Source organism: Heyndrickxia sp. FSL W8-0496 (assembly GCF_038007825.1).
GTDB classification, from domain to species: domain Bacteria; phylum Bacillota; class Bacilli; order Bacillales; family Bacillaceae_C; genus Heyndrickxia; species Heyndrickxia oleronia.
Genome location: NZ_JBBOXX010000001.1, coordinates 5,158,654 through 5,183,713 on the forward strand (window position 1 = coordinate 5,158,654; position 25,060 = coordinate 5,183,713).

A 25,060-nucleotide genomic window follows, 5' to 3' on the forward strand; every position below is an offset into this window, starting at 1 on the left:
AAACTAGATGAATGAATTAATTTTTTTTATTTTTACCGGAGGCTGTGGTAAAAATCGTTTTTTTCAGTGAATTGGTGGGGATTGCGGTTATTCAACCTATCTATCCGTTAAGACTTTAACTAATTAGCAACAATGTTTGTAGAAAATAGCCTTTAATAACGACTATAGGAATATCAGAATATCACTCCAAATGAATGGCCTTAATCGACATATAATGAATCAAAAATTACTAGATGGCCTCTAGAAAAAGCAAAATGGCCACAATACATTGTGGCCAATGAGTAAATTGATTATTGTTTCTTCTCCAATATTCCTAAAAAGTCCTGATAATCTTTTGCCCCAGTTAATGCGAGTCCCACCAATGGTGACTGACTTAGGGAGGCAATTTTCCCGATCACTTCACGAATATCTCCTTGATCTTCCTTCGAAATTGCCAACATAAATACAAGTGATACTTGCTCACTACCCCATTCCATACGTTTTTTTAAAATTGCTGTCGCAACAGCGGATGTTTGAATTAATGACGGATCCCCGTGCGGTATGGCAATACTTCCACCAATGGCCGTTGCAGATGAATGCTCCCGTTTGATAGCATTACGTATAAATTCTTCTTTAACATATCCTTTTTCAAAAAGAGCCCTGGCCAACATTTCCACAACCTCATAACGATGCTCTTTTTCTACATTAAAGAACATAAGATCATCCACTAAGTATTGCGACAATACATTATTTGTATTAATAGACTTACGTTTGTTGACTAACCCCTCAACAAATTGACGCAATTTCTGCTTGTCATCCTGTCCAAAGAGCGGGGAAATAACGATATACTCACTCTTCACATTTTCAAGTGGTACGGTTGAAATGATAAAATCAGGTTGGAAAATTTCTACGTAATTTTTCACCTTAGTTTTACTAATACAGGCCAGAATTTCAATGCCCTGATACTGTTGTTTAATCTTCGCCTCCAACAAATGTGACATGCCTATACCCATGTGACAAACAATCAATGCTCTTTTTTTCTCTTCTCTTCCTCCTTCTATACGTTCAAGAGAGGCTTGAAAATGAAGTACGATGTATGCTGCCTCATCTTCTGGGATGTCGATAGAAAAAGTGGTGTTTAGTTCCTCGAGAACCAGTATGACCATACTGAACATATACGGGTACATGCGTTTGATATTTTCAAACAATGGGTTTGTAATTGGAAAGCCATACTTGATGCGATTAATAACAGAATGCATATGAACAGCTAGTCCACTTGCTAAAATGGGATCTGCCACAAATGGTAATTGGGTCAGATTTTCCATTTTGTATATCAGTGTATTCATAATTCTGGTCGTTTCTTCATCCTTTATTAATATCCGTTCTAATTCCTCTTCCATTCGTTTGCTACTCATGAGATGCCAGGTAAAATAAACCCGCTCCTCATCAGGAAAGACTAACCGAAAAACTGATTCAAGTTGTTCGAAAAACCAATTTGTATAGTTGTATTCTTGACTCTTCTCTGCACTCTCTTTTTCGAACCCTTGGATAAATACTTGCGCCCTTTGTCGAGTGCGTTTAATCATAATTAGCGTATGTACAAGCAAACTCTCCAAAGCACCATCTGTAAAAGTAAGAGAAAATCGATTTTTTAGATCATGCAATGCATTTCTCACGATCGTAATTTCATATGGCAAAAATAAATCTAATACCAAATTTTTATCACTTAAAGTAGATGGAATGAGCTCGGATAAATGGGCTAATGCATTTCGTTTTTTTAACTCCGACCCCTGTATCGTATTCCCAAACCGTTGCTTTGTGATGAGCTCGAGGTCAAAACGCTGTACCCAATTACTAATGATATCAACGTCTTTCTTAACTGCTGCTTTTGGAACATAATAACGATCTGCCCAATACTGTAATGTTGTCGGCTTATTATTCGTCAACAGTTGAAAGGCCATTTCAAATAGCCGCTCTTCCATAGTTTTTGGCTCATTTGAAAGAAGACGGTGTAAAATATCTTTACGTTTATCATCATCAATAGCAATAGAAATACCTAAACCAGGCTTACGAATTAAACCTGTATTAGGGAATTCAAGCAAAAATTCCTCCAACCGATCCAAATCATTCCGGATCGTCTTTTCCGCACAATCAAGCTCTGACGCCAAATCTTTAATATGCAATGCCCCTTCTTCTTGAATGAGCAATCTTCTCAACAATTCCTTCTGTCTGTTATTCATCTAGTTGCACCTGCTCTTAAATGGCGATATATGCAAAGTTTAACTTTATTTCAATGACGAATCAATTGACAAAGTAAGATTACATTTATTCTACTATAGTTTTTAGTACCTACCATCGTTTATACCATTGACATTATTAATCAGTTAAAATTTTGTTTATCTCTTCTCCTAAACACACTATAAAAGTGAAAAAACCGGCGATGGAAGCCTCCTATGCCGGTTCATTGATAATGATTTTATTAATAGTTTTTTATTTTACTAAAGAGGCTTTACGCTTACCTCGCTTTTCATCACTAAGAGCGATTACACCGTTTTCTACTCCTAGCTCATTCAGCCATCTACGATAAGCGATAGTTAGTGCATCAGATTTAAGGTGCATTTCTGCCTGTAAATCTAGTGGGAGAAGTTCAGGTTTTTGACTTTCGACAATGTCTAAATCTTGATTGAAAATTATATCCTGGAATTCAATAAACGCATCATCTGATTTATCTAAATCATAATTTCGAGTTAATAGCATAAATGCCTTTGCTTGTTCTTTATCTTCCTGATTTACAACGAGCAAAATCGTAAATTCCTCATCTGAACCTTCTGTTGTTTTAGTAAATCGGGCAGTTGTTGGATTTAATATTTCATAAATATAATCTGCGTATCCACCTTTTGACCTTCCATCAGGATTCGGTTGGTATACAGGAATTTTACTCGTAATAAAACGATTATCAATAAACTCTACATCATAATCCATAACTTCAGCATGATCTTCGACTCCAAGCATCCCCTCATGAACAAACATAAGATGTGAAACGTCTAGGAAATTCTCTATAATTCTCGGTGCATTTGCCTTTACTTCATAAGGCCCACAAATAGCTGTACGATAGCCCTCCGTATGATATTCAGGATAGGAGATCATAGGTGAAGGGTCATCGCCTAAATTAACCCAAATTAAGCCATATTGTTCCTGGCAATGATAAACCGTTGCTCTAGCCTTCTTAGGAATCGGTCTTTTACACGGTAATGCAGGAATTTTTACACATGTTCCTTCAGAATTATACTCCCATGCATGATACGGACAAACCAAATTCCCATCCTTTACTTTTCCGAGTGAAAGTGCAGCTCCACGGTGAATACATAAATCCTTAAATGCATGTACCCCTTTTTCATTACGGAAAATTACCACTCGCTCACCTAGCACAAATACCTGTTTTGGATCATCTAATAACTCTTCTGCCTTACATACTGGATGCCATTCATTCCATAATCGATCTTGTTGCATAATAGATTTCCCCTCTTCTAATTTACTTTTGCACTTACTTCTGTCATCTTCGGTGCAACCCCTCTATCTTCCAGCTTTTGAGGAAGTATCAAATTAAGTACCAATGCAGTAATAGCACCAATCGCCGTTCCAGATGAGACAAAATATGTCACTAAGTTTGGTAATCCATTTAAGATATTAGCTGGCATAAGTACTGCAAACAACGCAAGCATGATAGAAACGCCGATAACCAACATATTTCTTTCTGTAAAAGGAACTTCTTTAATCACTTTAAATCCATTCATCATAATCACTACACAAAGAATGGCAAAAACACTATTAATGACAACTGAAGGAATGCTAGCAATCACATTCATTAGTTTTGGCATCATTCCTAATAAAATTAAAAACACTCCACCAGCAATAATTGGCTTACGGCTTTTAACACCTGTAATTGCAATAATCCCTGCATTAGAGGAATAGCCTGTTACAGGTGTCCCACCAAAGAAAGAACCGAGAAAGCATCCTAAACCTTCTCCAAACGCTCCCCCATTTAATCGTTTATCATCAAGATGTTCGTCAGTCACTTTACTAACAGTAAACCATGTACCGGTCGTTTCAATCATGATAATAAAGTAAATAGCTAACATAATGAGAATGGCATCTATGTTAAAAGTCGGCTTTCCAAATGCAAAGATACTTGGCATCTGAAACCAAGCAGACTTCCCAACTGATGAAAAATTAACTAAACCAAAAAACGAGGCAACAATCGTACCGATACCTAATGCTAAAATGACAGACGCAACCTTAATATATCTAAATTTCGTTTTAGATTTTTCTCCAACATACATACAGAAAATCAGAACAGCTGCTGTTATAAGGGCAATAAACATATTTGTTCCAAAACTACCTTGTGCAGTATAAATAGAATTTATGGCACTAGGCATAAGAGAAATACCAACAACAACGATAACGGTCCCTGCAACAATTGGCGGGATAAATTTCCTTACTACCTTACTAAATACTTTCATTGGATAACCCAATATAGCTATTAACAAGGCTCCAGGTATTAAGCTTCCTATCATCGCACCAACACCAGATGTGGTTCCAATGGCTGCAAGAGCACTTAGTGGGACAAAGGAAGGACCCTGCATAACAGGAAGCTTCATTGCTATTCCTGCTTGAATAATTGTTGCAATCCCACAAGCAATAAATGTCATTTGAATGAGCAAAGCATTTTCAGTAACAGAAAATGATAATAAACCGGCTAAAACCATAGGTGGAATAAAAAGGTCCATTGCTAATACTTGTTGGAGGCCCAAAAAAATCGATTGCAAAATAGAAATATTCTCCGTATGGTCACCAACATCTTTCCCTATTTTCTCTGTTTCTCGTTCTCTAGCAATACTTTCCATCATCTAGCCTCCTATACATTTGCATTACATCATATAATCAAAGCCTAAATAAAAAAGCTCAAAGCACTTGCCCCTCCACAACGTAGAAAAGCAATGTACTTCGAGCTTTCACAATGAAATACGAAAGAAAAGACAAACCTCCACTAAACTGGAGACTATCTTCACTCTGCTTTTCATAGTCGGTTTATTTACGGTAAACTGGTAGAAACTTGTAGGCCATATCCCTACGATTATATGAAAAACGATATTTAATTTTTTTGAATGTTATCAGTATAGCATTAACTTTATCAAATGCAAGACAAATTTCTTTATTTCCAATTACTAATAAATGTAAAAAGTTTATTTCTAAGCGTAGAATGGCAATTTCCTAAAAAAAACGGAAATAATTTTGTAGACATGAAAATTCCAAACAATTATACTGACTATTATAGAAAAAGACGAACATTAAGGTGGTAATCATGGATAAATGTTATGAAATTTTCCAAGGAACAGCTTTCACTAGTCATACCTCAAAAGAAATTACTATTTTGAAAGATTGCCTATTCTGTGTAAATGAGAATGGCATAATTGAAAAAATAGTTGTCCCAGAGAACGAAGAATACCAGTTATTTCTAGATAAATATCAAGGCGGAGATAATTTTCATCGCCTTGCAGATGGCCAGTATTTCCTGCCTGGTTTTGTCGATTTACATGTTCACGCCCCACAATGGGCACAATCTGGAACAGCACTGGACCTTCCACTACATGATTGGTTAAATACCTACACATTTCCATTAGAAGCTAAATATGCAGATTTACACTTCGCGGCAACTGTCTATGAAGATTTAGTTCAAACCTTGCTCGCGAATGGAACAACAACGGCACTTTACTTTGCAACGGTACATAAGGAGGCAAGTCTCTTACTTGCAGAAATATGCGCAAAGAAAGGACAGCGAGGTTTGGTTGGAAAAGTGGTGATGGATGATCCAGAACAAAATCCTGACTATTACCGAGATATAAATACAGAAACAGCATTAGCAGATACTGAAGAATTCATTTTAGCTGTTCAAGAGTTAGCGAAGCAGGTAAAACAAGGGGTATACCCTGTTGTTACTCCACGCTTTATTCCTAGCTGCACAACTGAGGCTCTTCAAGGATTAGGAGAATTAGCAGCAAAGTATGATACACATATCCAATCCCATTGTAGTGAAAGTGATTGGGAGCACGAATATGTCAAAAATCGGTTCAATAAACATGATGCCTTTGCATTATATGATTTTGGACTATTAGGTGATAAATCGGTCATGGCACATTGCAATTTTTTAGACGACGATGATGCAGAATTATTTGCTAAAACGGGAACAGCCATTGGTCATTGCCCCTTATCGAATGCTTATTTTGCCAATAGTGTCATTCCCATTGCCCGCTTTCGAGACAAAGGGATTGATATTGGCTTAGGAACGGATATTTCAGCTGGTGCCACTCCTAGTCTTTACGATAACGCAAAACAATCTGTTGTCTCTTCAAGAATGCTGGAAGATGGAGTCAATAATGCCCTTCCTGCAGAAGAACGTGGCGTGCCTAATTCTCGCATTACCATTAATGAAGCCTTTTACTTCGCAACAGCAGGCGGTGGAGAAAGTTTAAGCCTACCAATTGGAAGAATACAAGAAAACTATACATGGGATGTACAAATTATCGACACAAACGTACCTTCTGCAAAGCTCCCAATCTTCGATCCAAATGAAGATCTATATGATATCTTCCAAAAAATCATGTATAATACTCGACCAGAGAACATTCGAGAAGTCTGGGTTCAAGGTGAAAAAGTCCATTCAAGATAAAAAGGTGGGGTCAGTCCCCCACCACTTTAAAGCAGTGGGGGACTGACCCCCTTGACTCTTTACTTTTCCAATTCCCATTTACTCAAATTGAATTCAGCATCTCCATTAATAGTAATGGTTTGATCTTTAGGATTTGGGAAATATCTAGATGTCATCACTTGTTCCCCATCATTAATAAAGACTTCTAGTGAGGAACAATCCATAAAAATATGAAGCCTTGAGAGATTAGATATTTTGCAGACTCTTTTTTCCAGGTAACCCGTTTTTAAATTTCTTCTTTTTAAACTGATTTCCTTTTTACTGGTGTCGTAACTTAGAATTGCCTCATGACGGAAGGATATATTAAATTCCCTCGTTCCCACTGTTAATAAATCGACGATTAATTCTATCGATTTCCCTTCCACACAATCATATTGAACTTTGTTGCCTTCTATTTTGATATGTTTAATTACAACCTTTTCTTTTCGAAGTGTTTTCATCTCTTCAATTGGATGCTGGTAAACCCTGCCGTTTTTAAAAATCAGCTCCCTTGGCATGGTTAATGCATGGACCCAATTATTATAGATTGTTGGATGGTATTGTTCAGTATCGTCTGTTATTCCCATCCAACCATATAGAATTCTCCTTCCCTTCCCATCTATAAAGGTTTGGGGTGCATAAAAGTCAAAACCTTGATCAAGCTCAGTGAAATGCCCATGTCTATATTTAAGATTTTCATAGTCAAATTCACCAATAAAATATCCTGATTGGAACACGTTTTGATATAAATTGCCATCTTTATCTAATCCTTGGGGTGAAGAAAGTAAAATATCTCCACCATTTAAATGAAAAAAGTCAGGGCATTCCCACATATAACCAAACTCTCCTAGTCCGTTCATTCCTGCCCCTGCAATTCTTCCTGCGTTTTCCCAATGATACAAATCCTTTGAAGTGAATAAAGCTATTACTCCCTGCTTGTCTATGGTTTGTGCACCCAAAATCATATACCACATTTCATCTTTCTTCCAAACCTTAGGATCACGAAAATGAGCGGTATACCCTTTTGGTAACTGTAGAATGGGACCATGCTTTTCAAAAGTAACACCGTCCGAAGAAACAGCTAGACATTGATATGTCTCTCGTGACCCATCTTTCCGTTTGACATTTCCGGTATAAAAAAGATAAAGACGTCCATCTGATTCAACAGCACTACCTGAATAACAGCCATTTTTGTCATACCAATCTACTGGAGCCAATGCGATAGGTTCCTCCTTCCAGTGAACCATATCCTTTGAAGAGTAGTGGCCCCAAAACTTGTTGCCATGTGCGGTATTGAATGGATTCCATTGATAGAACACATGATAGATACCTTTATACTGAATGAGGCCATTAGGATCGTTCAATAACCCTACAGGAGGCATAAGATGATAACCTAACCGATAAGGATCATTGAAGACCTTATCTTTATTTTTTTCTATTTCATAATAAGCTTTTTGAAGCAGAAGATCTTCTTTTACCACCATTGCAGAACCTCCATGTTGTTTAAAGACCATTTTTGTCAAAGGCTAATTTTTCGAATAGTTTGTGATGTTATAAAAAACCTACTATCGGTTTTTACACCCAATCAAGGCATTAAGCGATTCTAATGAAATTTGCTGTTTTTCGTGAATTGAAACGTGTTAATAATCTACAATCTTTAAAAAAGAGCATTGTCAAAGAAAAGGCAAGCAATTACTTGCCATCTATTGTTCAATTTCCTTTTTGACCTTATCGGAGTATCCAAACATATAAGTAAGTATGAAAGCCACGGCAATAGCAATCAAGTTTACTAATATATACTGTAATAACTGCCCATTTAAATAAAGAAGAGTACCTGGGATAACTGTTACCGCCATTCCAGTTGCCTTTAGTCCAAGAACGGAAGCCATAAATCCTCCAATTGCTCCACCAATTAGAGCCATTAAAAATGGTTTACCATAACGTAAATTTACCCCGAATATTGCTGGTTCGGTGATTCCTAAAAATGCAGAGAAGGCAGAAGGAAAGGCAAGTGCTTTTAATTTTGCAGATTTGGTCTTTAATGCAACTGCTAACGTTGCTCCACCCTGTGCTGCTACCGAACATGTAACGATCGCATTATATGGGTTATTTTGATATTGGGCTAGTAATTGTATCTCTAGCATATTAAAAATGTGATGAACACCAGTAATAACAATTAGTTGGTTAAGTCCACCAATGATCAATCCACTTATTCCTAATGGCCATGAAAGAATAGTTGTAGCTACGGATAAAATACCATTTTCGATGGTGTGGAAAATTGGACCAATAATAAGTAAAGAAAATGTAATCATAACTAGAAGTGTGAGGAAAGGTGTAATGATTAAATCTAATGATTCAGGTACACGTTTCCTAATTAATCTTTCTAGTTTTGCCCCAATGATTCCAGAGATAAAAGCTGGCAAAACTGATGCTTGATAACCCACAATAGGAATGAAATCAAAGAAATGAAGTGGTTTAACATTCCCTCCTGCTACATCCCATGCATTCGGTAAAGCTGGACTTACAAGCATTAATCCTAGTATGAGTCCAATTATCGGAGTACCACCAAACACTCTAAATGTTGACCATGCCACTAATGCAGGTAGAAATATGAAAGCTGTATCTGTTAACACTTGTGTAAATAAAATAAAATTTTGTGATACATCTGAAGTCTTCATCCCGACTAAGGCGAGAATTTCTTCTTGCATAATCAGGCCTCTTAGCCCCATAAATAGACCAGTTGCAACTAGGACAGGAATGATTGGAACAAAGACATCTCCGAATGTCCGAATGGCCCTTTGAAATGTAGATCCATTCTTTACTGCCTCTTTTTTCTGTTCCGATGCTGATAGCGTATCTAATCCAATTTGAGAAACCTCATCATAAATTTTATTTACTGTACCCGTACCAAAGATAATTTGATATTGACCTGAGTTAAAAAAAGCCCCTTTTACTTTATTGATTTGTTCTACTTGTTCTTGATTAATTTTTTCTTTATCGATTACTATAATCCGAAGTCGAGTTGCACAATGAGCCACTGATTGAATATTACTTTTGCCCCCCACAGCTTCAATCACTTCTTCTGCAATTTTTCGATTTTCAGACATGTTCATCCCCCCTGTTTTTGTGGAATCGATTCCATATATAATAAAAAAAACAGAATGAATGCTATATATCCTTATAGTGAAATCGATTCCATATAAATAAAAAAATATGTGTAATCGATCACCAAAGATATGAAATCGATTACACAACAATTATATACTGTCACGTATAAGAAGTCTATACTTAATTGTTCTGATTATTTCCTGGTTGTTTTCTTCATTCACCTTTTCCAAAATCAAAGATGCAGCCTCACGTCCTGCATCCTTAATTGAAAAGTCAATTGTAGTTAAAGCAGGTGTGATGAATTGAGATAGCTCTGAAGCTCCCATTCCCGCAACAGCGATATCAGCGGGTATTGATAGTCCTATTTGTTTTATAAATTGCATTGCACCGATTGCTAATCTGTCGGTTACTGCAATAACTGCTGTAGGTTTCTCCCGGGAGGAATGGATAATTGTCTTCATGGAATCATACCCTGATTCTAAATCAAATATCCCTTTTTTCACCCAGCTTTCTTCAACCGGTAGATCATTTTCTTTCATTGAATCTAAGTAACCCTTTTTTCGTAAATAACCAACTGAATGGTCTGTTTCATCCACCCCAATAAACGCAATAGCCTTATGTCCCTTATTAATGAGTAAATGAACGATATCTTTCGTTGCTTGATAATCATCGAAAACAACATTAGCCAAACCATGAATATACTGTCCGACAAGTACAAAAGGAATATTGAGGTTGTGAATTTCATCGACTAAAGGACGATTGATGTTAGTCGCTGATAGAATAATTCCATCTACATGCCTACTCTTTAGAAGCCTTAAAAATTCTATTTCCTTTTCTGGCACTAGATTTGTATTAGTAAGCAGAATCTGGTATCCATCCTTAGCTAAAACTTCATCAATGCCTTTTACGAGTTTACTTGACGTTTCAGTACTGATTTTCGGAAGAATTACACCAATAACCTTAGTCCTTTTTGTTCGTAAAGACTTAGCATTTTCACTTGGTACATACCCTGTTTCCTTTATAACCTTCATTACTCTTCCTTTAACTTCCTCACTAACGTAACCCGAATTATTCAATACTCTTGAGACTGTTGTTCTAGACACCCTAGCCCTTTCAGCAATTTCCTTTATGGTTATCATATGGTGAGTCCCCCTAGACAAATAAATAATCTACTATCATTTTACACAAATCACTATAAAATGCTATGGAGATTTAATTATTAGGGGTCAGTCCCCCTTTCTAATAATTAATGAAAAACATAAATTACTAGAAGTATGGGGAGTAATCACTATCCTTTATCATCTAACTTACTTCTTCCTTGATACTCGTAGTTTAGTAGAGTTTGGTGAAAGTACTAAAAGAAAAAGGTGATTTTTAATTGGCATAATTATTAATCTATTAAATTTGCTCCCTCATCGGCCAACAAATGTTAGGGAGATTAACATTATTTATGTTAATCGTTTCTAAAAAAAATTCCACCCTTTTAGAAATAAGGTGGAATTAGGATAGAATTATGTTTTGTTCATATTTGAAGAATGTTTATATTTTTTAAACTGAGATAACATATCTAAGATAGTGATAAATAACACAACCCACAAATATTTATTCCCAAACGAAATCCCTGAAGCAGAATTACCACCAATAACTGTTAATAGTCCCATTAGTACAAGAATAAAAGAAACAATAAAAATTTGCCATTTTAATGTATTTTCTTTATTTCTATGACTAATTAGAATAGTTATTAAAAATAGCGTTAAAATAATCCATTTGATAGCGTATAAAGGGATAATATTGATAAGTGGAATTTCCGGAAAGTAGTCGAATATTAATAAGATTGTTATACAGACTAAAAAAAATGGTTCATAAGAGAGTACTTTTTTCAAATTTATCTCAACCTTTCCTTGAAACCACATATCCAATTATAAGATCAATCAAACCAGTAGTTACATTCGAAATATTGAATGGATAGTGGTTGAGAATAGCTACTATCAGAATAATGCACTAAAGTGGCATGATAGTTACGTCTGTTGTCATAGTTACTCCATGAACTTGTAACCCATGAGCCTACGTATGATGGACTTGCTTTTGCCCAGCCTAACATTTTTGTAAAGACCCAATTTGCAAATACATTGTCTGTAACTTTTTTAGGGACTCCTTTTAATATATAAGCTACAATAAGGTTAGCAGCCTCACCAACCCACGCATTCGAATAGGATCTATAAGTTGGAGGAACTTCATAAACCCAGCTACCACCCTCAATTGGACCATATATGACAGGACCACCGGATGTATTCTTATTTAGAGCACTATTATATATATTACTAATTTCTACATCATTTAAAGGTATATTACCGGTAATCTCCACACCTTTATATATATAACTATATTCAGCGGATATTGAATCCACTACACTTAAGTCTGTATTGGATGTATTTGTATTTATTGTATCAGCAAGAGTTGGACTAACCATACTAATTGACATAATTGTTGCAAGAGATACTGGAATTAATTTCTTTAACTTATTCAAATAAATTACCCCTTTTCTTAATTAATTCATTCTACTTAAATAACATGCTTTAATGAAAAACATATAACAATTTTTTACATCACCCCCTTCAATTTTAGAAGTATAGAAATCTTGTTTATCAATATAAAATAAATAACTTGATGAGGAGATTAATTAATATTAATATATATCTCCATAATTAAATATTCTATATAATTTGAATATAACAATATATAATAGGAAAATAGTCTATAAACTGGATTTGAGGGGGGATATTTTTGCATATTGGCAAAAGAATAAAATATATTAGAAAAAAAAATAATCTCAAACTGGATTATTTAGGGAAGGGAATAGTTTCAAGTACCCATTTGAGTAATTATGAGGCTGGACGATATACTCCATCTGTGGATATACTTATATTATTAAGTAAAAAGTTGGAAATTGATGAAGAATACTTACTTTCCTTTGATCAATACGATAAAAATGTTCAAGACTTAATTAATCTTCTGGAGTATTCAATCCTCTATAATACAAAAGAAGCACAAGAGATTATCTTAAAAATTGAAATGAGGAAATATATCTTTCATATTCATCAAGAACTTCAATTCTTTTTATTAAAAGCATGTTATTTATTGAAAGGTGGTGAACATGAGAAATTAAAGTATGAGGAAACTCTTATTAATATTTACATATGTGAAATGGAGATAGAAAAATTACCAGAGGATATTCGAAGGTTATATTATTATTATTTAGCGTTAAAAGCTTATTTCAATAATGATTTAGAAATTAGTCATCAATATTATTTAGGCTTAATTTATATGGACACTAATGATATTAATATTGCTGCCTATAAATATAACTTAGGACTAATAAGTAAAAAAAAATTTGATTATTTACAAGCAATAAATTGGGCTAAAGAAGCACTTAATATATATTTAGATAATCAAAAATGGGGGGAAGTAGGTGAAATTTACAATTTTATCGGTGTAATATATTGGGAGCAAAAAAGGTTTAGCGAAGCAATAATTACTCTTGAAAAGGCTGAAAAAATTTATGAACTTATCAATAATGATAAATTAATAGCGAAAATATTCCATAATAAGGGACTAGTATATAAAGCTCAAAATGAAATAAAGAAAGCTGTTTTATATTTTAAAAGATCTATTGAGATAAAAAAAAATCTCCATTCAAGTTCGCTAATTTCTTACAGGGCACTAATTGATTTATATTTGAAATGTAATAAGAGTAATTTAGCAAAAAAAGAATTAGAAAATGCCAAATTGACAATAAATAGTGAGTTAGATTACCATCTTTGGAAAGTTTTAAATGCAGATGTTTTAGCACAAAATAATGATATAACAACATCGATTACATTATTGAAAGAATGTATACATTTTTTTGAGGAAAGGAATAATCAATATTATTTAAAGAATCTATATAAAACATTAGGTGATAGGTATTATCTGTGTAAAAAATATAAACTTGCTGCTCAATTTTACAAAAAAGAAATAATACTTTCAGAGAGGTGATACAATGAAAGGCAAATTATTAGTTTCTATATTAGTGTTATGTACTTTTTTAGCTTTAAATTTTGAAACATTTGTTAATGATGAAGGAGATGTTGATGGTATACATTCTGGTGATATTGAAATAAGGATTTAATAAAGGCTATAAGAATGGTTTAGGAGATTCTATAATTTCTTTTGTATATAGATTGATTGACCTTAAATTTGCTCTCAATTGAATATTAACCGCTATCCATTATTCAAAAATCTAATTTTAGTTCCATTAGTAGGTACTCTTTTTTGTAAGTCCCAATTCCCATTACCTAGGGGGAAATGGGAATTGGGATAGACAACTTTGCTACACATTATCAAAAAACTGGCAGCCGATATAAGGACCATACGTTATTATAAATTGTAATTTCACTGTAATGGGGAAACCCACTAGTCCCTGGTCCTGTGATAAGGCTTGCCATGGTATTCGAGATGGATGATTTTGTGAGAGACGTGATAGAGCAAGGAAACTTTATTGAAATTAATAGGGATGAAAAGATACCTTGACTGCCTCCGCTCTTCTAATCTATTACACATTTTGTGCTAGTGTACGTTTTAAAAACTCTCTTGTCCGTTCTTGTGTAGGATGATTAAAGATTTGTTCTGGACTTCCTTCCTCTGCAATTACTCCTTTGTCCATAAACACTACACGGTTTGAAACTTCTTTTGCAAATCCCATTTCATGGGTAACTATTAACATTGTGAGACCACTGCCGGCAAGCTCTTTCATAACTTTTAGAACCTCTCCTACCAATTCAGGATCAAGGGCTGAAGTGGGCTCATCAAATAACATTACATCTGGTTCCATAGAGAGTGCTCTTGCTATAGCTACACGCTGTTTTTGACCTCCTGATAATTGTTTTGGTTTTGCATGAATATATTGATCCATTCCAACAACTTTTAAATATTTCAGTGCCAGCTTTTCTGCCTCTCCTCGGGAACGTTTTAACACCCTCATTTGCCCTACTACACAATTTCCAAGTACATTAAAATTATTAAATAAATTAAATTGCTGAAACACCATTCCTAATTTCGTACGATATTCAGAAATATCGCGATCTTTACTTAAAATGTTTTCACCCTTATAAAGAATTTGACCGCCACTCGGTTTTTCTAATAGATTCGCACAACGAAGAAGTGTAGACTTTCCCGACCCAGACGAACCAATAATACAAACCACTTCCCCTTTATTAACTGAAAAATTAATGTCCTTTAACACTTCATTGCTTCCAAAGGTTTTACTTAAATGCTGAAATTCTATGATTTTTTCCATATCATCTCCTCCTCGACTATTGGCTGACATTTTTCCTGTACATATCTTCAGGTGCCTTTACTGTAATTTGAGTATAATTTTCCGGTCCATCTAATCTCTTTTCGATATAGGCTAATATTCGTGATACGGTTATGGTCATAATTAGGTAAAGCACACAAGCAACAAAAAATGATTCAAAATATCTAAAGTTATTTCCGGCGATTGATTTTGTTTGGAAAAATAATTCTGATACAGAGATGACATTGAGAACAGAGGTATCCTTAATATTAATAACAAACTGATTTCCAATTGATGGTATAACATTACGAATGGCCTGAGGTAGGACAATATGGAACATCGTTCTAAAATGGTTCATTCCAATTGCCTGCGCTGCTTCATACTGACCTTTATCAATCGAGAGAATCCCACCACGGACGATTTCTGCCATATACGCCCCAGTGTTAATCGATACAATGAGGAAGGCAGCATATAGACGGTCCATGTCTGCACCAAATGCTAAAGCTGATCCATAAAAAATAACCATTGCTTGTACGATCATCGGTGTTCCACGAAATATTTCAATATAGGTAGAGAATATAGCACGTATCACTTTAAGAAAAACTCTCTTTGCTCCTCTCTCAGGTAGAGGAATCGTCCGTATCCCTCCTATTATTAGACCGATGATAAATCCGAGAATGGTACCCACAATAGAAATCAACATTGTAATCCCCGCACCGCGGATGAACATTGGCCAATTTTCTGTAACAATCTTCATTAACCAATCAAAAGTCATATTTATCCCCCTTTTTCGCACCAAAACCGCTTTAAATTCTTATCTCAATGTTATAAATTTTTTCGTAAAATATGGTGAGAACGAGCCCTGACCACTTGTATTCATATGAGATAGACAATAGACCTAAAAGACAACAAGTAGAAACGGCTTAAGAATATGATAAAAATTGTATAAAGGATATTTACAATCTAACGGAACCAACAAAACCGGGTGCATATATGTACCCGGCTTCACTCCTTATTAATTTGCTGCTGGTTGATTTTTAATAGCAGTATCCATAATGCTTGAACGTTCCTCTTCTGAGATCCCTGATAAAATATTATTAATTTCATCTGTTAAACTGCTGCCTTTTTTAATACCGACAGCGATAGCCGTATCATCATCTGATGTTTTAAATCCATCAGTAAATTCAACCATTTTATAGTTTTCGTTAGCAGATTCAGCGCTAACTCCTTCTGGACGTTCGGATACATATCCATCAATGACTCCTGATTCCAGCGCTACCCTCATTGCCGGAAAATTATCCATTGCCGGCTGCTTATTTACACCTTTAATTTGATCAATGACTGAATAGTGGAATGTATTTAATTGAGCTGTTATTTTAGCGCCACTGAAATCCTGAATAGAAGTTGCTGTCTCATATTTCCCACCTTTTTTAACGACCATCACCAAATTTGATTTATAGTAGATATCCGAGAAATCAATTGTCTTTTTGCGCTCTGCTGTTGGTGACATTCCTGCTATGATGGCATCGATTTTTCCAGAAGTTAATGCTGGAACAAGGCCATCCCATTCGGTTTTAACGATTACAAGTTTTTTTCCCAAACCTTCAGCTATTTTTTTAGCAATCTCCACATCATATCCACCTGCATACTCTGCACTACCATCAATTTTTACTCCGCCATTAGAATCATCTTTCTGTGTCCAGTTGAATGGAGCGTACCCAGCTTCTAGACCTACTTTAAATGTTTCTTTATCCGTTGTTTTTGACCCCACCTTTTCCTTTTCGCTGGTACCACATCCTGCTAATAGCAGTATAATTGTTAAGGAGATTGCCATAAAAACTAATCGTTTTTTTCTCATGAATACGTTTCTCCCCCCCGATTCGTCCGTATAAATTTTCAAGTTAATAATTTATGTGCCTATCTTTGATATTATCGGAATTTTCTAATTTGTTCAAGTAGTTCTAAAATAAAAAAAAAGACCTGAGTCAAACTCAAGCCTTTTCTATTATGATTTAATTCTATTTTTGGGAGTCAAATGAGCTTTCCTGGTTAATCATCTCATATTGACATTTACTTCTTATCGAATAACTTTGATCTCAAAGTACGATCAGTATTTTTACTGGCATACAGAAAAATTTACACTAAAGCCACTTGATTTGCTAGTTTATTAGCAGCCTCTGTAACCTTACGTAATCCTTCCTGGATAATTTCTTCTGCTTTATTAGGCATAGCATTATGACCTTCGATAATGACTTCATCGATGATTTCCATACCAAATATACCACCAAATACGTTACGCATATAATTAACAGACATGTCCATCTGTGCCATTTCTGGAGTAGAATAAATTCCGCCACGTGCATTTAAGAAAATGGCTTTTTTATCCGTCATTAATTGAATCATGTTACCATCAGCATCATATTTAAATGCAAATCCTGCAGCGTATACATAATCGATAAAAGTTTGTAGTTTAGCTGGAATAGTTAAATTCCATAATGGGAATGCAAATACAACTACATCTGCAGCAGTTAACGCATCCATTGCTTTTTGTTTCGCATTTAAGAGACGCTGTTCTACATCAGTTAATTCTCCACCGTTATTCACTTTTCCAAAAGCATTAAATATATCTTGACCAAAATAAGGTGTATCCTCAGCGAATACATCATATGTAGTCACATTTAAATTTTCCGCACCTTTTAATGCGTCCATAAAAGTTTCATACATTCTGCTGGAAACAGCCTCCGCTGCTGGGCGGTTATTTGCTTTAACAACTAAAACATTCATAAAAGAGCCTCCTATTATTATATTGAAATAAAAAATATAATAATTAAAATAAATTTTGGTATTTGGATAGCACTGCTTTATACTTTCCAAATACTTATTATAACACCCTCATATGAATTTGTTTGGAATTCTGCTCCACCAAAAATTCCTATACTAATCAATTGTAGTATGGATACATTTTCTTTCCTCTCTGTAAAGGGGACACCCTTGTTCTATCATTTTAATACTGATCGGTTGTTGCCCCTAACGTAGCACCTCGAATGATAGATGTGTCATTATACTTTTTTAAATCACTTGGTTTTCCTGTAACTACGACACCAATAATTTTAAGGCTCTTGGGTGCCAATTTATCCTTACCGTTATTCGTAATGTTATTATAAATTTCAGTTGCTTCATCTTGATACTCTCCACTTTTTGATTTAATCAATTGAAGATTAGATATAAAAGTAGATGCTGAATTATTATTATATTTAAATCCATATGCTTCAAATCCATTTATGGTGTATCCACTTGAATTCTCTTCATTTAACTTGCTGTACTCCTTCGTATCCTCCTTACTATAGGTATCTACCCAATACCATGCTAATTGATCTTTAAAAATTTTATCAACTTCTTCGATTGAATATCCCTTATTAAATGAAAATGCCATTTCAACAACTTTGTTATCATCAATTTGATTCAACAAATCTCTATCATCAAAAATCTTCTTATAAATAACGTCTGGGTGATAGAATTCAATGACTCTTTCTCCTTGGTAATATAAAGGGATACGCTCATCCTTTATACTACCTGATCTCGGTGGAACATCCGTAATCAATCTCGACGTTCCCAAAATAGTAAAGACTCTTTCCTTTTCCCCCCACGGTATTGGTACCCCTCCAACTTTCTTCACTAATTTTGTTTTTGCTGTTGCTGATATTGGAGAATAGTTATAAGTGGTTCCCTTTACTTCTTCAACATTTGCTCCTAATATCTCATTCCAAGTTGAATCCATTATAAATTCCTTTTCTATTTTCATATTCATAATCTTATCACCCACAAGATATAAACCAGTAAAAACGATTAAGCTTATAATTAATGAAATCAACACCATTTTTGTCATTGAACGTCTCTTTGCCTTTTTTACTAATTTCTCAAACTCTAAATCTTTTGGTAAAAATTCATTTTCTTTATTCATTACCATACCTCCTATATTGTTCAATAAATTCGCATCTGGCTCTGTGTAGAATTGTCTTAACCGATCCTTCTTTCATACCTAATAGATCTGCTATTTCATTTATTTTCAATCCGGTACTATATTTAAGAAGAAGTAATTGACGATGTTTCGGTTTTAATTTGTTTAACAGTTCATGGATGTCTTTCTCTAATTCACTTTGTAAAAGTAATTTTTCTGGCGTCTCTTCCTCAAATAATTCTTGTAAGTTGAACAATAAAATTTCTCTCCGTCTAGAATTTTTTCGGGTCATATCATAATATTGATTAATTGCTACTCTAAACAGCCAGCTTTGTACGTTAGAAATTCCGACAGAATCAATATATTGTAAGAATTTATAAGCAGTGTCTTGAATAATGTCTTCTGCATCTTCCTTTGAAGCACCCATTTTTAATAGATAAGAGTAAACAAATTTTAGTACTTCGTTAAGTTTTTTTCCCATCATGGAATCATTCATTTCGGACCTCCCACCATTAAAACGTTTCAATTCCTAAAAGGTTAACAAAAACTTCTCGAAATAAAATTATTTACTTCAGATAAATTTCCCTGTAAAAAAAAGGATTAGGCTATAAGGATTTTAAATCCATGCCCAACCCACTGTATAACAGGCTCTTTATTATAATAAATTACATCTGGTAAAACTGCCTCTGCATCAATAAAACGCTCCCTTCGTTATATCACTAGAAGCACTCTTACACATCATTAATTCGCATCTTGGAAAAAAGTTTACTTACAAATCACTTTCCGTCTTCATTTTGTTCATTTCTACTAAAGTCATTTCATTACACTGCCTGATAAAATCAAGGATCAGAAGAATTTCCTGCTCATTGTACCCAGAAATGATATTAAGCGTTGATTGCATAATCGAATGAAACATAGGTGATATTTGTGCGGAACCCTCCGGTATAGGTTTGACAACAACCCTCCTTCGATCGTTTGGATCTTTATCCCTAATTACATATCCTGCCTTTTCCAACCGATCAATTATATTTGTAACTGCTCCTGTTGTTAAACCAGTAATGTCTGCCAGCTGGCCGGCAGTGACGGGGCCCGTTCGATTTAAATAATCAAGACATTTATGATCGGTAGTATTAAGACCCATTTTTTCAGAAATTAATTGATGTAACATGACCGCTCTCGCACTGTTTTGTCGCAATTCGTGAAGCAATGCCTTCTGTATCATAGGAATTTCAGGAAAATCAGTTGGAAAAATTTCTCTTGACATTACATAACCTCCAAGTTATTATAAAATTATCTTAATCAATTAAGATAATTAATTAGATAAGAATTCATAATGATTAAGATATATTATTTGCATTAGTATAACATATAACTTTTTGCACCCCAAACAATAACTAAGAAAGGAAAGAAAAAATGACAAATCAAAAAGATCTAATGTCCATTAATGAGTTATTTGCACAATTGTCTAAATCATGGAATATAGGTGACGGGATTGCTTACGGGAATTGTTTTACGGAAGATGCTGATTACGTAACGTTTATGGGGCAACGATTAAAAGGGAGAGAACAAATTACTGAAGTTCACCAAATGTTATTTAATGGACCTCTTAAAGGATCCATCATGATATCCACCTCATCTTCCGATATACAGCCGCGCTTCATCACTCCCGAGATTGCAATTATTCATGCAATCGGTGAAGTGCAACTCGCACAGCCTGCTCAAGATCCTAATGGTAGAGGATCCATTAATACAAATGTGGTGTTGAAACAAAACGGAGAATGGAAAATAACAGCTTTCCATAATTGTCGCATTCAAGAGATACCTCGCGGAAGGAATTAATCCCTCACCAAATCTATTTGAACTAAGTTCCTTGATTGGTCTATTCCGTTATGGTTTAGCTGATCTACTGACAAATCACGTAAAAATAGTAAAGCAACTAAGAATAATTTCCGCTCTAGATGGTACTTTAGCCCTTTAATCTACCCGGATACCCTAATTCGGAAAAAAGGCTCTTATTATTTTACATGTTCTAGCCATCACACCTAACCGAACGCTCTTAATAGGCATCTATCCAAACTAAAATGGACCGTTATTAACGGGGTACATTTTTAATTGGAAGATGCCTTTTCTTTGGAATTTATTCTGATGATAACAACATACTCTGAATGATCAATAAACTAAACATTTTTTTCAAAGAGTTAATCATTTTTCACTTCAGATATTAAACTGACTCTCATACATCGGAGAATAAAATCCTTTTTTCTGCAATAGCTCGTGATGCGTACCTCCTTCAATGATCTCCCCTTGATTAATTACGAAAATAAGATTAACGTTTTCAATATCAGCTATTAAACTCTCGCAATTGTTCTTTATCATCAATTTTCACCTCTCTAAACGCAAAAAAAAGAATCCTTAATCTAATGATAGATCAAAGATTCTTTATTCATTCTTAACTATAAGCTAATTCTTGTTGACTTAGCCCAAGTGCTTGTGCTGTTGAGGTATGAATTTCTTGTAAAAGCTCTGGATTTTCCATTAAAGACATACCATAAGAAGGTATCATTTCTTTTAGTTTCGGCTCCCATTCCATCATGTATTGCGGGAAGCATTTTTCTAATACTTCAAGCATAACATGAACAGCAGTAGAAGCACCCGGTGAAGCACCAAGCAATGCAGCTACCGAACCATCGGATGCAGTAACAACTTCGGTACCAAATTGTAGTGTACCTTTACCGCCTGTCTCCGTATCTTTAATTACTTGCACACGTTGTCCTGCAACGACGATATCCCAATCCTCGAGTTTAGCATTCGGGATAAACTCTTTTAGCTCTTCCAAACGCTTTTCATTCGATAACAATACTTGCTGGATTAGATACTTTGTTAATGCCATCTCTTTAAAGCCTGCCGCCAACATCGTCAATACATTATTCGGTTTTACAGAACGGATTAAATCTAAGTTTGAACCCGTTTTCAAAAACTTCGGTGAAAAGCCGGCAAATGGTCCAAATAACAATGATTTCTTATTGTCGATATATCGTGTGTCAAGATGTGGAACAGACATTGGAGGTGCGCCAACCTTCGCTTTACCATATACCTTTGCATGATGCTGTTCAACAATTTCAGGATTATTACAAACCATAAATAAGCCACTGACCGGGAAGCCTCCGATATGCTTAGATTCAGGAATTCCGGTTTTTTGTAATAATGGTAGACTTCCGCCTCCACCGCCGATAAAGACAAATTTTGCTGTATGGTATTCAGTACTACCGCTTTCAATATTGTGTACTTTCACTTCCCATAAGCCTTCGTTTGTACGTTTAATATCTTTTACCGTGTGCTTATAGTTAATCTCAACGTCTAGACTCTTTAAATGGTCAAATAACATGCGTGTTAAAGCACCAAAGTTAACATCTGTTCCAGAGTCAATTTTGGTTGCTGCTATTGGTTCATTATCGGTACGACCTTCCATAATAAGTGGAATCCATTCCTTTAGTTTATCAGGATCATCAGAGAATTCCATCCCTTGAAACAACGGATTATTTGAAAGCGCTTCAAAACGCTTTTTCAAAAACGTTACATTTTTTTCACCTTGGACTAGACTCATATGAGGAATTGGCATGATAAAGTCTTGTGGATTATGAATCAGTTCACGGTTTACAAGATAAGACCAAAACTGTCTTGAAAGCTGAAACTGCTCATTGATTTTAATCGCTTTCGTAATATCGATAGATCCATCAGCTTTTTCAGTTGTATAATTAAGCTCACACAGTGCAGAATGCCCTGTACCCGCATTATTCCATTCGTTAGAGCTTTCTTCCCCTGGATTTGCTAGTTTCTCAAATACTTTAATTTCCCATTGCGGTGCTAATTCTTTCAACAATGATCCCAAAGTCGCGCTCATGACTCCGGCACCAATTAAGATAACGTCTGTTTTAGTTTGTCTGTTACTCATTTTTATCGTCCCTTATACCGTTAGATTTGCAAAAAAGGATGTAGACGCTCCTTCTTCGGCGTAACAAGCAAGCCAAGGCGCGACCTGATCACACACACCTTTTCTGTATCAATTCATTCCTAATTATAGTATATCACTATTATTTATAGATTTAAATATCACTATTGTATGAGAGTGATAAGATATCTAAAATTACGTAAAAAATGGAGAAACAATCCACATAATTTAATCTGTTTTTGACTCTATTAATCAGAATCGTTCTAGTCATAATCGATCTTTGACTCCAAAAAAATATATTAATATAAATAAACAAAAACACCCATCACAGCTAAAATGTTCTTTACTATATGACCTCTCTTTGATTATGAATATGATAATTTTGCAGGAGTCCACTAATAGTTCTTTCTTTTTCTTCTTGAATAAACTGATTATTTGTATACCGAGATAACGTTTCCCTCAAAAAAGCCCTTCCCAAATGAAGAATATGGGTTCCATCATACTTATTCGCACCGGAAAATTGACATTCTCTGAATATACAGGTAAATTGATAATTAATAATTAAATTTGTAACTTTCTTATTTAGAGAGATGGAGGGACTGGCCCTGAGATATCTCAGCAACAGACATTTTTGTACTGTGCTAATTCCAGTAGCGTTTTGCTTGAAGATAAGAAGAGTAATTATCTGTGATTTTAATCTCTTCTTTTTAAGAAGGGTTTTTTTGTACCCTGAAAAAGCTAAGAAAAACAAATTTATTTAACTTTAGAGGGGTTGTCCAATTTGATTAATACCATGAAGAAAGCACCATTTAGAGCAGACCATGTAGGGAGCTTCTTGCGCCCACAAGCACTTAAAGAGGCGAGGGCTCAATATAAGAATGGTCAAATAACGAAGGAAGAATTACGTGCATTAGAAGACATTGAGATTGCTAGAATTGTTGAAAAGCAAAAAGAAGTAGGCCTAACGGCAGTGACAGATGGTGAATTCAGAAGAAGATGGTGGCACTTAGATTTTATCAGAGCTATTAAGGGAATTCGTGTTTATGAAATAGACATCACCGGTGCATTTAATGGAGCAATGAAAAAGGCAGAAGCATATACAGTTGATTCGAAATTAAGTTTCCCTAAGGATCATCCATTTTTAGAAGACTTCACGTATTTGAAAAGCATTGCCGGCGATCATATTGCGAAAATTACAATCCCAGGCCCTAATATGATTTTCTACTCGGGTGTAGTTGGAAGTGAACCATATTTGAATAATCCTTCATATCCTTCATTTGATGAGGTGGCTAACGATATTATTAAAGTGTATCAAGATGCCATTCAAACATTTTATGATGCAGGTTGTCGCTATTTACAATTAGATGATACAAGCTGGGGAGCATTGTTCAGTGATGCTTTCCGAGATAAAATAAAATCACAAGGATTCGATCCGGATGAGCTTGTGAAAAAATTTGCTGATATTACTGTAGAAGCTGTAGCCAACAAACCTGAGGACATGGCAATTACTCTTCATATTTGTCGTGGAAATTTCAAATCTTCCTGGCTGTATCAAGGTGGATATGAACCCATTGCAAAAGAGTTATTTTCACGTGTTAATGTAGATGCCTTCTTCTTAGAATATGATAATGAACGATCTGGAGATTTTACACCATTACGATTCATTAAAGATCAACATGTGGTATTGGGACTCATCACATCTAAAACTCCTGAACTCGAAGATACAGATGAAATAATAGGACGGATTAAAGAAGCAACAAAATATGTGAATATTAATCAACTTTGTTTGAGCCCGCAATGTGGGTTTGCTTCTACTGAAGAAGGAAATATCCTAACAGAGGAAGAACAATGGAATAAATTACGCCATGTTGTACGTATTGCAAAAGATGTCTGGGGACAATAGTTTCACTTACATAAGATAAACCGGGCAAAAAACGCCCGGTCCTTTTATTACTCATCAGTGTTTCTCCATTAAAGCTGAGACTATTA

22 protein-coding genes and 2 riboswitches are annotated in these 25,060 nt (G+C 34.9%); of the genes, 5 read left to right on the top strand and 17 right to left on the bottom strand.

Translation table 11 applies throughout. From position 1 onward, the window contains the following. Positions 1 to 290: 290 nt before the first annotated feature. From NST63_RS26065 to NST63_RS26075, 3 genes are all read right to left on the bottom strand, one after another. Complete coding sequence (locus tag NST63_RS26065) at positions 291 to 2,219, bottom strand: BglG family transcription antiterminator (RefSeq protein ID WP_341044093.1); 1,929 nt, start codon at positions 2,217 to 2,219, stop codon at positions 291 to 293. Positions 2,220 to 2,469: 250 nt separating this feature from the next. Then, complete coding sequence (locus NST63_RS26070) at positions 2,470 to 3,489, bottom strand: aromatic ring-hydroxylating dioxygenase subunit alpha (protein ID WP_212944950.1); 1,020 nt, start codon at positions 3,487 to 3,489, stop codon at positions 2,470 to 2,472. Between the two features lie 17 nt (positions 3,490 to 3,506). Further along, positions 3,507 to 4,883 carry a nucleobase:cation symporter-2 family protein gene (locus NST63_RS26075; protein WP_212944949.1) on the bottom strand — a complete coding sequence of 459 codons (1,377 nt, stop codon included), beginning with the start codon at positions 4,881 to 4,883 and terminating at the stop codon, positions 3,507 to 3,509. Between the two features lie 156 nt (positions 4,884 to 5,039). Further along, positions 5,040 to 5,141: riboswitch (purine riboswitch) on the bottom strand. 200 nt (positions 5,142 to 5,341) lie between these two features. On the opposite strand from NST63_RS26075, the gene guaD reads away from it, so the two are divergent. Then, positions 5,342 to 6,706, top strand: a complete 1,365-nt coding sequence (gene guaD, locus NST63_RS26080; protein ID WP_212944948.1) for a guanine deaminase — start codon at positions 5,342 to 5,344, stop codon at positions 6,704 to 6,706. 59 nt (positions 6,707 to 6,765) lie between these two features. Here the strand turns inward: guaD and NST63_RS26085 are convergent, their stop codons facing one another. From NST63_RS26085 to NST63_RS26105, 5 genes are all read right to left on the bottom strand, one after another. Next, on the bottom strand, positions 6,766 to 8,208 hold the full coding sequence (locus NST63_RS26085) for a glycoside hydrolase family 32 protein (protein ID WP_341044094.1): 1,443 nt from the start codon (positions 8,206 to 8,208) through the stop codon (positions 6,766 to 6,768). A gap of 219 nt (positions 8,209 to 8,427) precedes the next feature. Next, complete coding sequence (locus tag NST63_RS26090; protein WP_341044095.1) at positions 8,428 to 9,831, bottom strand: sucrose-specific PTS transporter subunit IIBC; 1,404 nt, start codon at positions 9,829 to 9,831, stop codon at positions 8,428 to 8,430. Between the two features lie 150 nt (positions 9,832 to 9,981). Next, positions 9,982 to 10,971, bottom strand: a complete 990-nt coding sequence (locus NST63_RS26095; RefSeq protein ID WP_212944945.1) for a LacI family DNA-binding transcriptional regulator — start codon at positions 10,969 to 10,971, stop codon at positions 9,982 to 9,984. 372 nt (positions 10,972 to 11,343) lie between these two features. Continuing rightward, positions 11,344 to 11,715, bottom strand: coding sequence for a hypothetical protein (locus tag NST63_RS26100; protein WP_341044096.1), 372 nt, complete (start codon positions 11,713 to 11,715; stop codon positions 11,344 to 11,346). A gap of 44 nt (positions 11,716 to 11,759) precedes the next feature. Beyond that, positions 11,760 to 12,359 (bottom strand): hypothetical protein, encoded by a 600-nt coding sequence (locus NST63_RS26105; RefSeq protein WP_212944943.1) that lies wholly within the window; start codon positions 12,357 to 12,359, stop codon positions 11,760 to 11,762. Positions 12,360 to 12,616: 257 nt separating this feature from the next. Between NST63_RS26105 and NST63_RS26110 the strand changes: the two genes are divergently transcribed. Both NST63_RS26110 and NST63_RS26115 read left to right on the top strand, forming a co-directional pair. Then, on the top strand, positions 12,617 to 13,867 hold the full coding sequence (locus tag NST63_RS26110) for a helix-turn-helix transcriptional regulator (protein ID WP_212944942.1): 1,251 nt from the start codon (positions 12,617 to 12,619) through the stop codon (positions 13,865 to 13,867). A 4-nt stretch (positions 13,868 to 13,871) separates the two neighbouring features. Beyond that, positions 13,872 to 14,000, top strand: a complete 129-nt coding sequence (locus NST63_RS26115; protein WP_276513995.1) for a hypothetical protein — start codon at positions 13,872 to 13,874, stop codon at positions 13,998 to 14,000. A 423-nt stretch (positions 14,001 to 14,423) separates the two neighbouring features. On the opposite strand, the gene NST63_RS26120 is transcribed toward NST63_RS26115, so the two are convergent. From NST63_RS26120 to NST63_RS26150, 7 genes are all read right to left on the bottom strand, one after another. Beyond that, positions 14,424 to 15,167 carry an amino acid ABC transporter ATP-binding protein gene (locus NST63_RS26120; protein WP_280618314.1) on the bottom strand — a complete coding sequence of 248 codons (744 nt, stop codon included), beginning with the start codon at positions 15,165 to 15,167 and terminating at the stop codon, positions 14,424 to 14,426. A gap of 16 nt (positions 15,168 to 15,183) precedes the next feature. Continuing rightward, a complete protein-coding gene (locus NST63_RS26125) occupies positions 15,184 to 15,939 on the bottom strand; it encodes an amino acid ABC transporter permease (protein ID WP_251345273.1) in 756 nt (251 codons plus the stop codon). Between the two features lie 240 nt (positions 15,940 to 16,179). Continuing rightward, complete coding sequence (locus NST63_RS26130; protein WP_341044099.1) at positions 16,180 to 17,022, bottom strand: transporter substrate-binding domain-containing protein; 843 nt, start codon at positions 17,020 to 17,022, stop codon at positions 16,180 to 16,182. A gap of 278 nt (positions 17,023 to 17,300) precedes the next feature. Continuing rightward, complete coding sequence (locus tag NST63_RS26135; protein WP_280618320.1) at positions 17,301 to 17,948, bottom strand: FMN-dependent NADH-azoreductase; 648 nt, start codon at positions 17,946 to 17,948, stop codon at positions 17,301 to 17,303. 220 nt (positions 17,949 to 18,168) lie between these two features. After that, entirely contained in the window at positions 18,169 to 19,125 is a 957-nt protein-coding gene (locus NST63_RS26140) for an anti sigma factor C-terminal domain-containing protein (RefSeq protein WP_341044100.1), read from the bottom strand. Further along, positions 19,118 to 19,618, bottom strand: coding sequence for an RNA polymerase sigma factor (locus tag NST63_RS26145; RefSeq protein WP_058005098.1), 501 nt, complete (start codon positions 19,616 to 19,618; stop codon positions 19,118 to 19,120). Before NST63_RS26145 ends, NST63_RS26140 begins: the two co-directional genes overlap by 8 nt. A gap of 273 nt (positions 19,619 to 19,891) precedes the next feature. After that, entirely contained in the window at positions 19,892 to 20,386 is a 495-nt protein-coding gene (locus NST63_RS26150; protein ID WP_341044101.1) for a MarR family winged helix-turn-helix transcriptional regulator, read from the bottom strand. Positions 20,387 to 20,535: 149 nt separating this feature from the next. On the opposite strand from NST63_RS26150, the gene NST63_RS26155 reads away from it, so the two are divergent. After that, positions 20,536 to 20,961, top strand: coding sequence for an SgcJ/EcaC family oxidoreductase (locus NST63_RS26155; protein ID WP_341044102.1), 426 nt, complete (start codon positions 20,536 to 20,538; stop codon positions 20,959 to 20,961). A 375-nt stretch (positions 20,962 to 21,336) separates the two neighbouring features. On the opposite strand, the gene NST63_RS26160 is transcribed toward NST63_RS26155, so the two are convergent. After that, positions 21,337 to 21,498 carry a hypothetical protein gene (locus NST63_RS26160; RefSeq protein ID WP_341044103.1) on the bottom strand — a complete coding sequence of 54 codons (162 nt, stop codon included), beginning with the start codon at positions 21,496 to 21,498 and terminating at the stop codon, positions 21,337 to 21,339. Positions 21,499 to 21,571: 73 nt separating this feature from the next. Further along, on the bottom strand, positions 21,572 to 23,074 hold the full coding sequence (locus NST63_RS26165) for a malate:quinone oxidoreductase (protein ID WP_341044104.1): 1,503 nt from the start codon (positions 23,072 to 23,074) through the stop codon (positions 21,572 to 21,574). Between the two features lie 572 nt (positions 23,075 to 23,646). Further along, positions 23,647 to 23,746: riboswitch (SAM riboswitch) on the top strand. 118 nt (positions 23,747 to 23,864) lie between these two features. On the opposite strand from NST63_RS26165, the gene NST63_RS26170 reads away from it, so the two are divergent. Next, on the top strand, positions 23,865 to 24,974 hold the full coding sequence (locus NST63_RS26170) for a 5-methyltetrahydropteroyltriglutamate--homocysteine S-methyltransferase (protein ID WP_212945139.1): 1,110 nt from the start codon (positions 23,865 to 23,867) through the stop codon (positions 24,972 to 24,974). Positions 24,975 to 25,060: the final 86 nt, after the last annotated feature.

Excerpts from the sequence above, each read along its gene's own strand:
- NST63_RS26165 (WP_341044104.1), bottom strand. The coding sequence starts at position 23,074 with ATGAGTAACAGACAAACTAAAACAGACGTTATCTTAATTGGTGCCGGA.
- NST63_RS26160 (WP_341044103.1), bottom strand. The coding sequence starts at position 21,498 with ATGATAAAGAACAATTGCGAGAGTTTAATAGCTGATATTGAAAACGTT.
- NST63_RS26125 (WP_251345273.1), bottom strand. The coding sequence starts at position 15,939 with ATGACTTTTGATTGGTTAATGAAGATTGTTACAGAAAATTGGCCAATG.
- NST63_RS26115 (WP_276513995.1), top strand. The coding sequence starts at position 13,872 with ATGAAAGGCAAATTATTAGTTTCTATATTAGTGTTATGTACTTTTTTA.
- NST63_RS26130 (WP_341044099.1), bottom strand. The coding sequence starts at position 17,022 with ATGAGAAAAAAACGATTAGTTTTTATGGCAATCTCCTTAACAATTATA.
- guaD (WP_212944948.1), top strand. The coding sequence starts at position 5,342 with ATGGATAAATGTTATGAAATTTTCCAAGGAACAGCTTTCACTAGTCAT.
- NST63_RS26140 (WP_341044100.1), bottom strand. The coding sequence starts at position 19,125 with ATGAATAAAGAAAATGAATTTTTACCAAAAGATTTAGAGTTTGAGAAA.
- NST63_RS26095 (WP_212944945.1), bottom strand. The coding sequence starts at position 10,971 with ATGATAACCATAAAGGAAATTGCTGAAAGGGCTAGGGTGTCTAGAACA.
- NST63_RS26150 (WP_341044101.1), bottom strand. The coding sequence starts at position 20,386 with ATGTCAAGAGAAATTTTTCCAACTGATTTTCCTGAAATTCCTATGATA.
- NST63_RS26145 (WP_058005098.1), bottom strand. The coding sequence starts at position 19,618 with ATGAATGATTCCATGATGGGAAAAAAACTTAACGAAGTACTAAAATTT.
- NST63_RS26065 (WP_341044093.1), bottom strand. The coding sequence starts at position 2,219 with ATGAATAACAGACAGAAGGAATTGTTGAGAAGATTGCTCATTCAAGAA.
- NST63_RS26070 (WP_212944950.1), bottom strand. The coding sequence starts at position 3,489 with ATGCAACAAGATCGATTATGGAATGAATGGCATCCAGTATGTAAGGCA.
- NST63_RS26155 (WP_341044102.1), top strand. The coding sequence starts at position 20,536 with ATGACAAATCAAAAAGATCTAATGTCCATTAATGAGTTATTTGCACAA.
- NST63_RS26085 (WP_341044094.1), bottom strand. The coding sequence starts at position 8,208 with ATGGTGGTAAAAGAAGATCTTCTGCTTCAAAAAGCTTATTATGAAATA.
- NST63_RS26135 (WP_280618320.1), bottom strand. The coding sequence starts at position 17,948 with ATGAATGTTTTAGTTGTTAAAGCAAATAACCGCCCAGCAGCGGAGGCT.
- NST63_RS26090 (WP_341044095.1), bottom strand. The coding sequence starts at position 9,831 with ATGTCTGAAAATCGAAAAATTGCAGAAGAAGTGATTGAAGCTGTGGGG.
- NST63_RS26170 (WP_212945139.1), top strand. The coding sequence starts at position 23,865 with ATGAAGAAAGCACCATTTAGAGCAGACCATGTAGGGAGCTTCTTGCGC.
- NST63_RS26120 (WP_280618314.1), bottom strand. The coding sequence starts at position 15,167 with ATGGAAAAAATCATAGAATTTCAGCATTTAAGTAAAACCTTTGGAAGC.
- NST63_RS26075 (WP_212944949.1), bottom strand. The coding sequence starts at position 4,883 with ATGGAAAGTATTGCTAGAGAACGAGAAACAGAGAAAATAGGGAAAGAT.